12 protein-coding genes are annotated in these 14,174 nt (G+C 71.2%); 1 reads left to right on the top strand and 11 read right to left on the bottom strand.

Translation table 11 applies throughout. The features are described from left to right. Positions 1-100 precede the first annotated feature (100 nt). The 3 genes from AC5P09_RS27225 to AC5P09_RS27215 form a co-directional block, all read right to left on the bottom strand. Positions 101-964: an Fpg/Nei family DNA glycosylase gene (locus AC5P09_RS27225; protein ID WP_493876397.1), complete on the bottom strand. Its 864-nt coding sequence runs from the start codon at positions 962-964 to the stop codon at positions 101-103. Between the two features lie 31 nt (positions 965-995). Next, on the bottom strand, positions 996-3,083 hold the full coding sequence (locus tag AC5P09_RS27220) for a SpoIIE family protein phosphatase (RefSeq protein ID WP_493876396.1): 2,088 nt from the start codon (positions 3,081-3,083) through the stop codon (positions 996-998). A gap of 77 nt (positions 3,084-3,160) precedes the next feature. After that, positions 3,161-4,537 (bottom strand): DUF6777 domain-containing protein, encoded by a 1,377-nt coding sequence (locus AC5P09_RS27215; RefSeq protein WP_493876395.1) that lies wholly within the window; start codon positions 4,535-4,537, stop codon positions 3,161-3,163. A 212-nt stretch (positions 4,538-4,749) separates the two neighbouring features. Here AC5P09_RS27215 and AC5P09_RS27210 point away from each other — a divergent pair, with 212 nt between their 5' ends. Beyond that, positions 4,750-6,171, top strand: coding sequence for a lipase maturation factor family protein (locus AC5P09_RS27210; protein ID WP_493876394.1), 1,422 nt, complete (start codon positions 4,750-4,752; stop codon positions 6,169-6,171). Here AC5P09_RS27210 and AC5P09_RS27205 read toward each other — a convergent pair. Genes AC5P09_RS27205 through AC5P09_RS27170 form a run of 8 tightly spaced genes read right to left on the bottom strand, consistent with a single transcriptional unit; the run spans position 6,159 to position 14,040 of the window. Next, positions 6,159-6,983 carry an amidohydrolase family protein gene (locus AC5P09_RS27205; protein WP_493876393.1) on the bottom strand — a complete coding sequence of 275 codons (825 nt, stop codon included), beginning with the start codon at positions 6,981-6,983 and terminating at the stop codon, positions 6,159-6,161. The genes AC5P09_RS27210 and AC5P09_RS27205 overlap by 13 nt on opposite strands. Then, the gene (locus AC5P09_RS27200) at positions 6,980-7,294 is read right to left on the bottom strand and encodes an L-rhamnose mutarotase (protein WP_493876392.1); all 315 of its coding nucleotides are present in this window, start codon (positions 7,292-7,294) and stop codon (positions 6,980-6,982) included. The genes AC5P09_RS27205 and AC5P09_RS27200 overlap by 4 nt, the downstream gene beginning before the upstream one ends. Next, on the bottom strand, positions 7,291-8,277 hold the full coding sequence (locus tag AC5P09_RS27195; RefSeq protein ID WP_493876391.1) for an aldo/keto reductase: 987 nt from the start codon (positions 8,275-8,277) through the stop codon (positions 7,291-7,293). The genes AC5P09_RS27200 and AC5P09_RS27195 overlap by 4 nt, the downstream gene beginning before the upstream one ends. Then, the gene (locus AC5P09_RS27190) at positions 8,274-9,038 is read right to left on the bottom strand and encodes an SDR family NAD(P)-dependent oxidoreductase (protein WP_493876390.1); all 765 of its coding nucleotides are present in this window, start codon (positions 9,036-9,038) and stop codon (positions 8,274-8,276) included. Before AC5P09_RS27190 ends, AC5P09_RS27195 begins: the two co-directional genes overlap by 4 nt. Continuing rightward, positions 9,035-10,399, bottom strand: a complete 1,365-nt coding sequence (locus AC5P09_RS27185; RefSeq protein WP_493876389.1) for an L-fuconate dehydratase — start codon at positions 10,397-10,399, stop codon at positions 9,035-9,037. Before AC5P09_RS27185 ends, AC5P09_RS27190 begins: the two co-directional genes overlap by 4 nt. Positions 10,400-10,434: 35 nt before the next feature. Next, a complete protein-coding gene (locus AC5P09_RS27180) occupies positions 10,435-11,460 on the bottom strand; it encodes an ABC transporter permease (RefSeq protein ID WP_493876388.1) in 1,026 nt (341 codons plus the stop codon). After that, positions 11,453-12,964: a sugar ABC transporter ATP-binding protein gene (locus AC5P09_RS27175; RefSeq protein ID WP_493876387.1), complete on the bottom strand. Its 1,512-nt coding sequence runs from the start codon at positions 12,962-12,964 to the stop codon at positions 11,453-11,455. Before AC5P09_RS27175 ends, AC5P09_RS27180 begins: the two co-directional genes overlap by 8 nt. Then, positions 12,961-14,040, bottom strand: coding sequence for a sugar ABC transporter substrate-binding protein (locus AC5P09_RS27170; protein WP_493876386.1), 1,080 nt, complete (start codon positions 14,038-14,040; stop codon positions 12,961-12,963). The genes AC5P09_RS27175 and AC5P09_RS27170 overlap by 4 nt, the downstream gene beginning before the upstream one ends. Positions 14,041-14,174 lie beyond the last annotated feature (134 nt).

Below are 14,174 nucleotides of genomic sequence, written 5' to 3'. Positions count from 1 at the left end.
TGGCCGGTGCGGCGAGGGTGCGTGCCGGGCGCCGTGGGTGCTGTGCGGGACTTTCGAAACACCCCCTAGGGCCTGTCGCCGCGGCGCGAGTCGGGCCCGGTCACTTGAGCAGCCGTGACAGTCTGCGGTCCGCGAGTGGCTTGCCGCCTGTCTGGCAGGTGGGGCAGTACTGAAGCGAGGAGTCGCTGAAGGAGACCTCGCGGATGGTGTCGGCGCAGACCGGGCAGGGTTCGCCGGTGCGGCCGTGGACGCGCAGGCCGGACTTCTTCTCGGCCTTGAGGCGGCCGGCCGCCACGCCTCGGGAGCGCTCGATCGCCTCGGTGAGGGTGGTGCGGAGGGCTTCGTAGAGTCTGCGCGTGTCCTGCGGGCTGAGGGACGACGTCGGCTTGAAGGGGGACATCTTCGCGGCGTGCAGGATCTCGTCGCTGTAGGCGTTGCCCACGCCCGCGATGAGGCTCTGGTCGCGCAGGGCGCCCTTGATCTGCCGGCGTTCGCCCTCGAGCAGGGCGGCGAGGCGGGCCTCGTCGAAGTCGTCGTCCAGCGGGTCCGGGCCCAGCCGGGCCACGCCCGGGACCTGCTGGGGGTCCTGGACGACGTACACCGCGAGGCGTTTCTGGGTGCCCGCCTCCGTCAGGTCGAAGCCCGCGCCGGTCTCCAGGGCCACCCGCAGGGCGAGGGGGCCCTTGCCGGGGCGGGGCGGGCCGTCGGGGAGCTTGTCCTTCCAGTGCAGCCAGCCGGCGCGGGCCAGGTGGGTCACGAAGTGCGGGCCGCCGTCCGTCTCCAGGTCGAGGAACTTGCCGTGCCGGTGCACGGCGGTGACCTCGCGGCCCTCGACGGCGGTGAGCGGAGGGTCGTACGTCTTCAGGACACTGATCGCGACGGGCAGCACCCGGACGATCTCGTGGCCGACCAGGTTGTCGGTGAGGAAGTCCTTGAGCGCTTCCACCTCGGGGAGTTCCGGCATACGTCCAGAGTGCCACCGGTCGCCGAAGTGCTCAGGTCCGCTCCGGCACCACGAACTCGCACCACACGACCTTGCCGCCGCCCCGCGCCTCCACGCCCCACACGTCGGTGAGCAGGTCGACGAGGAGCAGGCCCCGTCCCGACACGCCCGACTCGCCCGCCTCGCGGCGGCGTGGCAGGGCGCTGGAGGAGTCCTCGACCTCGACGCGCAGCCGGCGGTCACGGCCGGTGAGGACCCGCAGGGTGACGATCGCGGACCCCTCGGTGTGCATCAGGGCGTTGGTGATCAGCTCGTCGGCGACGAGTTCGATCTCGTCGGAGAGGCCGCGGGCGCCCCAGGCGCCGACCGCGGTGCGGATCATGTGCCGGGCCTCGGCGAGGGCCTCGGCGTCGCCGGGTGCCACGTGCTGCTGGAGCCGGCCCCTGGACCGGGGGGCGTCCAGGCCGCGACGGCGCAGCAGGAGCAGGGCGACGTCGTCGTCACCGCCGCGTTCCTCGGCCACGTCGATGAGGCAGTCCGCGAGGTCGCGGACGTCGTCCGGGCCGGTGGCGATGAGTTCGGTGAGGAGCTGCATGCCGTCGTCGAGGTCGGCGCCGGGCTGTTCGACCAGGCCGTCGGTGCACAGCAGCAGGGTGTGGCCGGGATCCAGTTCGAGGGTGGCGACGGGGTATTCGAGGCGCCCGAACTCGGCGGACAGGCCGAGCGGCAGTCCGCCCTCCACGGAGATCCGGCGGCAGCTGCCGTCGGGACGGCGGACGAGGGGGTCGATGTGGCCGGCCCGGACCACCTGGACCACGCCGGTGGACAGGTCGGCCTCCGCGTACAGACAGGTCGCGAAGCGGTCGGTGTCGAGTTCGTGGAGGAAGACGGAGGCGCGGGCCATCACCGCGGCCGGGGTGTGGCCCTCGGCGGCGTACGCCCGCAGCACGATGCGCAGCTGGCCCATGACGGCGGCGGCGTGCGTGTCGTGGCCCTGGACGTCTCCGATGACGGCGCCGACCCGGCCGCCGGGCAGCGGGATGACGTCGTACCAGTCGCCGCCGATGTCCCGGCCGAGGGAGCCCGTGGCGTTGCCGGCGCGGTAGCGGACGGCGACGTCGGCGCCGGGAACGCTGGGGATGGTGCGCGGCAGCATGGCCTGCTGGAGGCCGGTGGCGAGGTCCATGTCCTGCTCGTGGAGCATGGCCCGCATGAGGCTCTGGGCGATGCTGCTGCCGAGGGCGATCAGGACGTTGCGGTCCTCGGGCGAGAAGCCGCGCCGGTCGCTGTAGAGCAGGCCCATGGCGCCGATCGGGCGGGCCTCGGCGATGAGCGGGAGATAGGCCGCCGAGGTGATGTTCAGGTCGGTGATGTGCGGCCAGAGGACCGGGTACCGGGCCGCGAACTCCTCCGGCGACTCGATGAAGCGGGGGGTGAGTGTCCGGACGGCCTCGCTCATCGGGTAGGGCTCGTCGATCCGGGTGATGTCGGTACCGGGGACGAAGCTGCCCGCGGGGCCCTCGGCGACCAGCCGGATACGGCCGGCCTCGACCAGGCCGAAGACCAGGCTGGTGGCACCGAGGTGGGTGAGGCCGTGGGTGTCCTTGAGGACGTCGATGACGTCCTGGACGGTGCGGGCGTGGGCGAGCGCGGCCGTGGTGAGCTGCACGACGTTGGTCTGCTCGCGCAGGGCCGCGTCCAGGGCGGCCTGCTCGCGGCGGACCTCACTCTCCCTCAGTTCCCGGGTGGCGTCCCGGACGATGCCGATGATCCGTCGCGGGCGGCCCGTCTCGTCGCGCCGGATGTAGCCCTGGGTGTGGGTCCAGCGCAGGGTGCCGTCGCGGCGGCGGAGACGGAAGTAGGCGCCGTAGTTCTCGCTGCCGTCCTTCATGGCCTGGGCGACCAGGGCGTCCAGCCGGTGGGCCTCGGCCCGCGGGACCCGGATGCCGAGGGACGTCGGGTTCCCGTCGTACTCGTCGGGGCGCAGGTCGAAGACCTCGTGGGCCTGGACGTCCATGTAGAACACACCGTTGTCCAGGTCCCAGTCGAAACTGCCCATGCGGTTGAGCGCCAGGATCGGATCCGGGTGGGCGGGCCAGTCGTCCGGGAGTGACAGGGCGCTCGCTCCCCGATCAACCATGGGCCCACCTTGCCAGGATTTGTCCGATACTTCGACCGGGGAGGCGGACGGGGACGCGGGCCGTCGGGCGCGTGCGGTCAGCTGCCGAAGACGTCCGTGGGGCTGCCGAAGACGCTGTCCGTTCCGGCCGGGTCGTCGGGGATCAGGCCGCCGCCGTCGGGCAGGTCGGGGGTGTCCGGCACGGCCTCGGGGCCGACCTCGTCCGGGGAGTCGGGGAGGGTGCCGGGGGCGTCCACGGTGGGGTCCTCGACCGTCGGCTCGTCCGGGATCGTCGTACCGAGGTCGGGCACGCTCGTGTCGGCCGACGGGACGAGCGGGCTCTCCGGGTCGCTCGTCGGGGGCGTGGCCGTGACGGTGGTGGCCGTGGGGCAGTCCGTGGGCTTGCTTGAGGACGTCTCCGTGGCCTCCGTGGACGGGTCCGTGGATTCGTCAGACGGCACCGTCGGTTCGTCAGACGCGTCCGTGGGTTCGTCCGTCGGCACATCGGTCGGTAGGTCCGTCGGTACATCCGTCGGTACATCCGTCGGTACGTCGTCGGTGGCGTCCGGTGTGACGGTCGCGGTCGGCGTCACGCAGTCGGTCGCCTCCGGGGCGGAGCTCTCCGCGCGCCCGTCCGTCGCAGACGCGCCGTCCTCGCCCGGCGAGGCACTGGACGCACTCTCGTCGGGGATCGTGGTCGGCGGCACCGGGTCAGGGGCGGGCACCACGCGGTCGTGGCTCACGTCGTGGCCGATGCGCCGCTCGATCCAGGTGTGGGTGACGACGTCGATGATCGTGATGTTGGTCATGACCTGGGTGGTCGGGGCCACGACGATCACCTGGGCGGGCCGGTATCCGGCCCAGGGGCGCCCGCTGGTGCCCGGGCTGCCCTGCGTCGCCACCGGCGGCTTCAGCGGGTTGCCGCAGGCGCACCGGACCCGTGGCACACCCCGGTCGTCGACGAGGACGGCGGTGCCGGCCTGGAGGACGGACTGGTAGCTCGTCGCCCGTCCGCCGCTGAAGCCGTGGTTGGTGACCCGCGTGTCGGCGCGCAGCGCGACCGGCGCCAGTCCGTGCAGGTAGGCGGGGATCGACGCCTGGGAGATGCCCTCGACCCGGGCGAAGGCGCGGGCCTTGGCCGGGTCGCGGGTCAGGTGGTCGATCTGCCGGTCGACGTCGCAGCTGCCGACCCGTGCGGCGCCGCCGTAGAGCCCGGGCGTCTCGCCGGACACGGACCGTACGGCGGTCGAGCCCGACCCGTCGTCCGGTTGCGGCGTTCGGGTGACCGGGGACGGCGTGGCCGTCGAGGCCGCCGTGGAGTCCGTGAAGGGATCGGGCCCCTGGGCCGCGACCGGCTGGAGGAAGAGTTCCCCGCTCGCCCTCATGTCCTGGCCCCCGTCGCCGCCGCAGCCGGCGACGAGGAGCGCCGCCGAGAGCGCGCAGGCCGTGACGAGGGTTCCGGTGGGTATGCGCACCACACTCTCCCGTCGATCCCGTCGATCCCGTCGATCCCGTCGATCCCGTCCATCCCATGCAGCGCCGCTGTCGGGGGCGCGGCAGTTCGTCACTATTGTCTGCTTCACTCACTTGGGTTACGCAAGCGGAGACCGTGGTACACGGAGAGTCACCTGGGGTTCCGGCGCGAGAACGTTCCGGCGCGAGAATTGGAGAGGAGGAGCGCACGGCCGTGGACTGGTTCACCGCATCCGAGTACTGGCTGAGCCGGCTGGTCTTCCAGCGGGCTCTGGCCGTCCTGTACCTCGTGGCGTTCCTGACGGCGGCCCTGCAGTTCCGTGCGCTGATCGGCGAGCGCGGCATGCTGCCCGTGCCCCGGTTCGTGGCGCGAATGCCCTTCAAGCACGCCCCGAGCCTCTTCCAGCTCCACTACTCGGACCGGTTCTTCGCGGCCTGCGCGTGGACTGGCTGCGCGGTGTCGGCGGCACTCGTCGCGGGGCTCGACTCGTATCTCCCCCTGTGGGCCGGGATGGTGCTGTGGCTGGTGCCGTGGGTGCTGTACCTGTCGATCGTGAACGTCGGCCAGACCTGGTACGGCTTCGGCTGGGAGTCCCTGCTGCTGGAGGTCGGCTTCCTCGCCGTGTTCCTCGGCAACGACGAGGTGGCCCCGCCGATCATGGTGCTGTTCCTGCTGCGCTGGATCCTGTTCCGCGTCGAGTTCGGGGCGGGTCTGATCAAGATGCGCGGCGACGAGTGCTGGCGGAAGCTGACGTGCCTGGACCACCATCACGAGACGCAGCCGATGCCCGGCCCCCTGAGCTGGTTCTTCCACCACCTGCCCAGGCCCCTGCACCGCGTGGAGGTGGCCGCCAACCATGTCACCCAACTCGTGGTGCCCTTCCTGCTCTTCACCCCGCAGCCGGTCGCCACGGCGGCGGCCTCTCTGATGATCCTCACCCAGCTGTGGCTGGTGCTCTCGGGCAACTTCTCCTGGCTGAACTGGATCACCATCGTGCTGGCCCTGTCGGCGGTGGAACTCCCGAGCGATCCGCCGTCGGTGCCCGACGCGCCGCTCTGGTACGAGGGCGTGGTCCTCGCGGTCGCCGCGCTGCTCGTGGGGCTCAGCTACCGGCCGGTCCGCAACATGTTCTCCCGGCGCCAGGTCATGAACCGCTCCTTCGACCCGCTGCACCTGGTCAACACCTACGGCGCCTTCGGCAGCGTCAGCCGGATCCGCCACGAGGTGGTCGTCGAGGGCACGACCGACGACGTACCGCGCGAGGACTCCGACTGGCGGGAGTACGAGTTCAAGGGCAAGCCGGGCGATCCCCGGCACTGGCCGCGCCAGTTCGCCCCGTACCATCTGCGGCTCGACTGGATGATGTGGTTCGCCGCGCTGTCGCCCGCGTACGCCGGCTCGTGGTTCGGCACCCTGGTGGAACGGCTCCTGGAGAACGACCGCGACACGCTGAAGCTGCTGCGCCGCTCGCCGTTCCCGCCCGACGCCCCGCCCCGCTATGTCCGCGCCCGCCTCTTCCGCTACCGGTACACGACGTGGCAGGAGCTGCGGGAGACGGGCGCGTGCTGGGAGCGGACGTACGTGCGGGAGTATCTGCCGCCCACGCGGTTGGCCGGGGTGGCTCAGAGGTCGTAGACGCGGGTGGCGGTGGTCTCGAAGACCTGGGTGTGGTCCTGCGCGCCGATCAACTGCCGTGCGAGATCCAGCACTTCGCCGTACGTCGCCTCCGTCGTGCACACCGGCCAGTCCGAGCCGAACATCAGCCGGTCGGGACCGAAGGCGTCCAGCACCGTGTCGGCGTACGGCCGCAGGTCCTCGACGGTCCAGGAGCCGGGGGCCGCCTCGGTGACCATGCCGGACAGCTTGCAGACCGTGTTGGGCGGCGCGGCGAGAGAACGGACGTCGGACGCCCAGGGTTCCAGCGCGCCGGAGGCGATGGGCGGCTTGCCCAAGTGGTCGAGGACGAAGGTGAGTTCGGGCAGGGCGGCCGCCGCCTTGGCGCAGGCCGGGAGCTGGTGGGGCAGGACGACCAGGTCGTAGACCAGGCCCGCTGCGGCCACGGCGGTCAGGCCGCGTCGTACGTCCGCCCGCAGCAGCCACTCCGGGTCCGGCTCGCCCTGGACCTGGTGCCGGATGCCCTTGAGGTAGCGCCCGCCGGGGAGTTCCCGTAGCCGGGCCAGTTCGTCGGCGACGTCGGGGCGGGTGAGGTCGGTCCAGCCGACGACACCCGCGATCAGGTCGTGGCCGGCCGCGAGGGCGAGGAACTCCGGGGTCTCCTCGGGCACGGTGACGGTCTGGACGAGGACGGTGCGGTCGACTCCTGCCGCGCGGGCCTCGGGCGCGAGATCCTCGACCGTGAAGTCGCACCGGAGCGGGCTGCCCCGATCGATCCAGTCCTGGTCCCGGACGGACAGGTCCCACACGTGGTGGTGCGCGTCCACGGTCACGGCAGCTCCCACACCACGGGCAGGCCGGCGTCCGCGCCCCCGCCGGAGTAGTCGTGCACCACGTCCAGCAGCTCGGCCATGCGGGCCTGCCAGGCGATGTTGACCGGCAGTTTCTCCAGCTCCGCGAGGAGGCGGGCGTAGTCCTCGCACTCCAGGACGTGGAAGAGGTCGGTGCCGCTGCGCCAGATCGTCCAGGAGGTGGCGCCGGCGGCGCGGATCGCGTCGGTGAGCTCGGCCGGGACCTCGCGGTGGGCAGCCTCGTACGCGTCGATCCGGTCGGCGCGGACCTTGGTGTGCAGGGCGACTCTCATGACGGCTCCTCGGCGGGGACGGGGACGTCGGCGGGCAGGAGGCCGGTGTCTCTGGCCTCCTGCCAGAAGGCGGCGGGGACGGTGGCCGCGAACTGGTCGGCGCAATCGTGGACTTCGGCCGCCGAACGGACGCCGACGAGAACGCTCGCGACCGCCGGATGGGCGGCGCAGAAAGCCAGGGCGGCGGCGCGCAGAGTGGTGCTGTGGCGGTCGGCGACGGACTTGAACCGCAGGGCCCGGTCCAGCACCTCGGCCGGTGCCTGGGCGTAGTTGTACGTGGCTCCCGGCTTGGGGTCCGCCAGGAGCCCGGAGTTGAAGGCGCCGCCGATCACCACCGACGTGCCGCGGTCCACCGCCGCCGGGAGCAGTGCGGTGAGCGCGTCCTGGTCGAGCAGGGTGTAGCGGCCGGCGCACAGCACCACGTCGACGTCCGTGTCGCGGACGAAGCGGGTGAGCATCTCGGACTGGTTCATGCCCGCGCCGATCGCGCCGACCACGCCCTCCGAGCGGAGCTTCTCCAGGGCCGGATAGCCCTCCCGGAAGGCCTGTTCGGCGTGGTCGTCGGGGTCGTGGAGGTAGACGACGTCGACGCGGTCGAGGCCGAGCCGTTCGAGGCTGGCCTCCAGGGTGCGTCGTATGCCGTCGGCGGTGAAGTCCCACACGCGGCGGTGGGTGGCGGGGACGGCGAAGCCGTTCGCCAGATCGTCGCCGCCGGCCTGCGAGGGTTCCAGGCGGCGGCCCACCTTGGTCGAGATCGTGTACTGGGCCCGCGGATGCTCGCGCAGGGCCGCGCCTAGGCGGCGTTCGGACAGGCCGATGCCGTAGTGCGGGGCGGTGTCGAAGTAGCGGATCCCGCGTTGCCAGGCGGCGGTCACGGCCTCGTGCGCCTGCTCCTCGCCGACTTCGGTGAAGAGGTTGCCGATCGCGGCGGCGCCGAAGGCGAGTTCGCTGACCTGGACGCCGGTGCGGCCGAGCGTGCTCACTGGCCCGCCGGGCGCAGTCGCAGGCCCTGCATGCCGCCGTCGACGGCGAGTGAGGTGCCCGTGGTGGCGCCGGACAGGGGGCTGGCGAGGTAGGCGATGGCGCCGGCGACCTCGTCGGCCGAGACCAGGCGGCCGGTGGGCTGGCGGGCCTCCAGGGCGGCGCGTTCGGCGGCCGGGTCGGGGGCCTTGGACAGCAGGCGGCCGATCCACGGGGTGTCCGCGGTGCCGGGGTTGACGCAGTTGACGCGGATGCCCTCGCGGACGTGGTCGGCGGCCATGGCGAGGGTGAGGGAGTACACGGCGCCCTTGGTCGCGCTGTACAGCACCCGCTGCGGCAGGCCCGCGGTGGCCGCGATGGACGAGGTGTTGACGATCGCCGCGTGCGCGGACTGCCGCAGGTGGGGCAGGGCGGCCCGGGCGACGCGCACCATGCCGACGACATTGACGTCCAGGACGCGGTGCCACTCCTCGTCGTCGTTGTCCGCGACGGTGCCCTGGGCGCCGATGCCCGCGTTGTTGATCAGTACATCGAGCACACCGTGTCCGCCGAGGTCGGCGACGGCGGCCGCGACGGCCGTGCGTACGGAGGCGTCGTCGGTGACGTCGGCCCGGTAGGCGAGCAGCGGTTTCTCGACCGACGACGGGTCCAGATCGAGTACGGCGACCTGGGCGCCGCGCGCGGCCAGGAGTTCCGCGGTGGCCCGGCCGAGGCCGGAGGCGCCGCCGGTGACCAGGGCCTTGAGGCCCTCGAAGTCGCTCATGCCGCCTGTCCCTTCTTGTTCTCGTCGTTGTGCGTCTCGAGATCGGCGGCCCAGAAGGCGCCGTCGGGGAAGGTGTACCGCGCGATGGACTCCGGCCGCATGGCCGCCGAGAAGCCCGGCGTGGCGGGTGCCGTGTAGTGACCCTCGCGGATCACCACCGGGTCGAGGAAGTGGTCGTGCAGATGGTCGACGTACTCGATGACGCGGTCCTCGGTGGTGCCGGAGAGGGCCACGTAGTCGAACATCGACAGGTGCTGGACGAGTTCGCACAGGCCGACGCCGCCCGCGTGCGGGCAGACCGGCACGCCGAACTTGGCCGCGAGCAGCAGGATGGCGAGGTTCTCGTTGACGCCGGCGACGCGGGCCGCGTCGATCTGGACGATGTCGACGGCGCCGGCCTGGAGGAGCTGCTTGAAGACGACCCGGTTCTGCACGTGCTCGCCGGTGGCGACCTTGACCGGGGCCACCGCCTTGCGGATCGCGGCGTGGCCGAGGACGTCGTCGGGGCTGGTGGGCTCCTCGATCCAGTAAGGGTCGAACTCGGCGAGCGCTTTGGTCCAGCGGATCGCCTCGTCGACGTCCCAGCGCTGGTTGGCGTCGATCGCCATACGGATGTCCGGGCCGACGACCTGGCGGGCGACGCGGCAGCGCCGGATGTCGTCCTCCAGGTCCGCGCCGACCTTGAGCTTGATCTGCCGGAAGCCGTCGGCGACGGCCTCGGTGGCGAGCCGGGTGAGCTTCTCGTCGTCGTAACCGAGCCAGCCCGGAGAGGTGGTGTAGGCGGGGAAACCCCGGGCGAGCAGCTCGGTGGTGCGCTCGGCGGCGCCCTCCCGGCCCTGGCGCAGAAGCTTCAGCGCCTCCTCCGGGGTGAGCGCGTCGGTGAGGTAGCGGAAGTCGACCTGGCCGACCAGCCACTCGGGGTCGGCCTCGGCGAGCAGCCGCCACAGCGGCTTGTCGGCACGCTTGGCCGCCAGGTCCCACACGGCGTTGGTCACCGCGCCGATCGCCATGTGCATCACACCCTTCTCGGGCCCGAGCCAGCGCAGCTGGCTGTCCCCGATCAGGTCCCGGAAGAGCGAGCCGGGGTCGGCGCACACCTCGTCGACGGACCGTCCGACCACATGGTGGCGCAGCGCGTGGATCGCGGCGACCTGGACCTCGTTGCCCCGCCCGATGGTGAAGGTGAAGCCGTGCCCCTCCGGACCGCCCTCGGCATCGGTGCGCAGCACGACGTACGCGGCCGAGTAGTCGGGGTCCGGGTTCATCGCGTCGGAGCCGTCGAGTTCGCGCGAGGTGGGGAAACGGATGTCGTAGGTGTCGACCGCGGAGATGCGGCGAGGGGGGCCGGGCGTGGGGGACACAGAGGGCCTTTCGGTCGGTGACGGGGTCGGGGCGGTCAGTCCTGGGCGCGGCCTGTGGTGAGGCGGGCGATCATGAGGGCGACGAGGATGATTCCGCCGTAGATGGCGTCGATCCAGAACGACGGCACTTGAGCCATGGTGAGCATGGTCTTGACCACACCCAGCAGGAGAACGCCAGTGAGGGCCCCGAACATGGTGCCCCGGCCTCCGTCGAGGCTGATGCCTCCGATGACGGCGGCGGCGAACACCGTGAAGATCATGTTCTGGCCCTGGTTGGCGCCGATCGCGCCGACGTAGCCGGTGTACATGAGTCCACCGATCGAGGCGAGAACACCCGCGACGATGTAGACGCCCAGCCGAACCCGGTCGACGCGGATGCCGGCCGCGCGGGCCGCCTCCAGGTTGCCGCCGATCGCGTACAACGACCGACCGACACGGTGGTACTTGAGTACCAGCCCGGCAGCGGCGAAGGCGCCGGCGGCGAGCCAGACCGACAACGGGATACGCAGGAACGTGGTGGTGGCCAGCGAGAAGAACGCGTCCGGCATGCCGAACAGCGTCTTGCCCTTCGTGGCGCCGACGAGGAGTCCACGCAGGATGATCAGCATGGCGAGTGTGACGATGAACGCGTTGAGCTTCACCTTCACCACCAGGATGCCGTTGAAGGCGCCGATCACCGCGCCCACCAGGGGGATGGCCAGCAGGGCGAGGGCGGGAGGCAACTCCGTGCCCCAGCCGGCCTGGGCGGCGGGCAGGACCAGGAGCGCCGCCACGGCCGGCGCGATGCCGACCGCCGACTCGAGCGACAGGTCGAACTTGCCGGTGATGAGCACCAGTGACTCGGCGAGCACCACCATCGCGAGCGCGGCGGACGAGGCCAGGATGGAGACGAGGGTCGCCTCGGTGAAGAAGGAGTCGTTGAGTACGGCGCCGAGCACGAGCAACAGCAACAACGCCGGAACCAGCGCGAGTTCGCGGGCCCGCCGCACCAGCACGGCCCTCGCCGCCCGGGCGTCCGGCACACTCACCGGCTTCACCGGCGGAGCCTTGGTGTCAGCCATGGTCCACTCCTTCGATGGAGGCGATCAGCTCGTGGTCGCGCCAGCCCGCCGGGTGCTCGGCGACCACACGGCCGTGGAAGAGGACGAGGACGCGGTCGCAGCGCCTGAGGTCGTCGAGTTCGTCGGAGACGACGAGGACGGCGGTGCCGTCCTCGCGGGCGCTGTCGACGCGGGCGAGCAGGGACTCCTTGGACTTCACGTCGACGCCCGCGGTCGGGTTGATGAGGACCAGCAGGCGCGGGTCGGAGGCGAGGGCGCGGGCCATGACGACCTTCTGCGCGTTGCCGCCGGACAGGTCGGAGACGGGCTGGTCGGGCCCCTCGGTGTGCACGTCGAGGCGTTCGATCAGCTCGGTGGCGACGGCGCGCTTGCGCTCGGTGCCGACGAAGCCGAAGCGGCCGAGCCGGTCGAGGACGCTCATGGTGGCGTTGTCGCCGACGGTCATGCCGATGACCAGGCCCTGGGCGTGCCGGTCACGGGGGACACAGCCGACGCCGACGTTCAGAGCGGCCTGCACGTCGCCGAACGGGAGCCGCTTCCCGTCGAGTTGAGCCGTGCCGCTCGTGGGGGTGTGCAGTCCGGTGAGCGATTCGGCGAGCTCGATCTTTCCGCTGGCGCTGGATCCGGCGAGGCCGACGACCTCGCCGCGACGGACGGTCAGATCGACGTTCTGGAACGACTCCGAGCTGAGACCGCGGGCGTCGAGGAGAACGGGGGCGGTGTCGTCGACGATCCTTTCCTGTACGGCCTGTTCGGCGATCGTCTCGAGGGACTCCCCGGCCATGGCCTCCACCAGGGCCGCCCTCGGCAGGTCGGCGACCGGAGCCGTGGTGATCCAGCGGGCGTCGCGCAGCACGGTCACGGTCTGGCACACCTCGTACACCTCCTGGAGGTGGTGCGAGATGAACAGGAAGGTGACGCCGGACTCCTGCAGGGCGCGCATCCGGCTGAAGAGCCGCTCTATCTCGCGGTTGTCGAGCTGGGCGGTCGGCTCGTCGAGGACGATGAAGCGGGCGCCGAAGCTCAACGCCCTCGCGATCTCCACCATCTGGCGGTCCTCGACCTTGAGGTCGGCGGTGCGTGCCTCGGGGTCGACGTGCACGTCCCAGGCGTCGAGAAGCTCGGTGGCCTCGGCCTTGAGGCGGCGCCAGCTGATGAACCTCCGCTTGAGCGGCTGGCGGTTGATGAACAGGTTCTCGGCGACCGTCAGCTCGGGGACGACCGTCGGCCGTTGGTAGACGCAGGCGACCTTGCGGCGCCAGGCGTCCCGGTCGGCGAGCGGGGGCGCCGCTTCGCCGTCGAAACGGACCGTGCCCTCGTCGGGTGCCTGGAGCCCGGTGAGAAGGGTGACCAAGGTGGACTTGCCCGCGCCGTTGCGGCCGACCAGGGCGTGGGACTCGCCGGGCAGGACGGTGAGCCTGCCGTCGGCGAGGGCGGTGGTGGGGCCGTAGCGCTTGACGATGCCCGACGCCTCCGCCAGGGGCGTGATCACGGCCGTACTCATGTGACCGTGTTCCCCCACAGCTCGGGGTCGTCGACGTTCTCCTTGGTGACCAGCGGCGCGGGCAGCTGGTCCTCGAGGATGCCGCTGGGCAGCTTGACGATCGTCGAGTCGTGGTCGGTCGGGCCGGGCTCGAACGTCTTCCCCTGCATCGCCGCCTTGATGTAGTACATGCCGTACTTGGCGTACAGGTCCGCGGGCTGGGAGACCGTGGCGTCGATCTCGCCCTTGCGGATGGCGTCGAACTCCTGCGGGATGCCGTCGTTGGAGACGATGGTGATGTGGCCCGCCTGGCCGGCCTTCTTCAGCATCCCCTTCGACTTGAGGGTCTGCAGGGTCGGCGCGAGGTAGACGCCGCCGGCCTGCATGTAGATGCCCTTGATGTCGGGGTTGGCGTTGAGGAGCGTGTCCAGCTTCGAAGCGGCGGTGTCGGACTCCCACTTGGCGGGGATCTCCAGCACCTTCAGCTCCGGGAAGTTCTTCTTCACGCAGGAACGGAAGGCCTCGGAGCGCTCACGGCCGTTGACCGAGGCGAGGTCGCCCATGATCTGCACGACCTTGCCGGAGGAGATCTCCTTGCCGAGGTACTGGCAGGCCTTCTCGCCGTACGCGACGTTGTTGGCGCGTACGACCATGGCGACCTTGCCCTTGTCCGGCGCCACGTCGACCGCGACGACCGGCACGCCCTTGCGCTCGGCCTGGTCGAGGCCGGCCTCGATGGCGGCGCTGTCCAGGGGCGCGACGACGAGGCCCTTGATGCCCTGGTTGAGCACGTTGTTGATGTCGGTGATCTGCTGCGAGGGATCGCTGTTGGAGTTGACCGTCTTCATCGCGTCCACGCCTTCGGACTTCGCCGTCTTCGGCACGTAGTCGTTGTACGACTGCCAGAACGGCGAGGTCAGCAGAGGCAGGATCACGCCGACCTTGCCGGTCCCGTCGCCTCCCCCGCTGCCGGCCGAATCGGCGGTGTTGTCCTTGGTGCTGCCGCATGCGGCGAGCACGAGCGTGGCGCCGGTGGCCGCGGCCACCGCACCGAACCTCCGAAACCTGTTCCGCTTCTCCACTGTCCTGCCGAGCATCTGGCGGCTCCTCATCGAGCGTGTCGAGCAGATGTCCGCATACTTATCAGACCACTCGGCCGGAAGAACACCCTCCGGCGGCACATTTCCCCGAGTTTTGGCCATAGTGGTCTGACCACTCGAGTGGTTAGACT

This window comes from Streptomyces sp. a15 (assembly GCF_059026085.1).
The sequence above is the reverse complement of the archived record's forward strand: the minus strand, read 5'-3'. Positions and strand labels throughout refer to the sequence as shown.

What these genes read in the sequence shown, in the direction of transcription:
- AC5P09_RS27225 (WP_493876397.1), bottom strand. Translation starts at nt 964, where the DNA reads ATGCCGGAACTCCCCGAGGTGGAAGCGCTCAAGGACTTCCTCACCGAC.
- AC5P09_RS27220 (WP_493876396.1), bottom strand. Translation starts at nt 3,083, where the DNA reads ATGGTTGATCGGGGAGCGAGCGCCCTGTCACTCCCGGACGACTGGCCC.
- AC5P09_RS27200 (WP_493876392.1), bottom strand. Translation starts at nt 7,294, where the DNA reads ATGAGAGTCGCCCTGCACACCAAGGTCCGCGCCGACCGGATCGACGCG.
- AC5P09_RS27190 (WP_493876390.1), bottom strand. Translation starts at nt 9,038, where the DNA reads ATGAGCGACTTCGAGGGCCTCAAGGCCCTGGTCACCGGCGGCGCCTCC.
- AC5P09_RS27180 (WP_493876388.1), bottom strand. Translation starts at nt 11,460, where the DNA reads ATGGCTGACACCAAGGCTCCGCCGGTGAAGCCGGTGAGTGTGCCGGAC.
- AC5P09_RS27175 (WP_493876387.1), bottom strand. Translation starts at nt 12,964, where the DNA reads ATGAGTACGGCCGTGATCACGCCCCTGGCGGAGGCGTCGGGCATCGTC.
- AC5P09_RS27170 (WP_493876386.1), bottom strand. Translation starts at nt 14,040, where the DNA reads ATGCTCGGCAGGACAGTGGAGAAGCGGAACAGGTTTCGGAGGTTCGGT.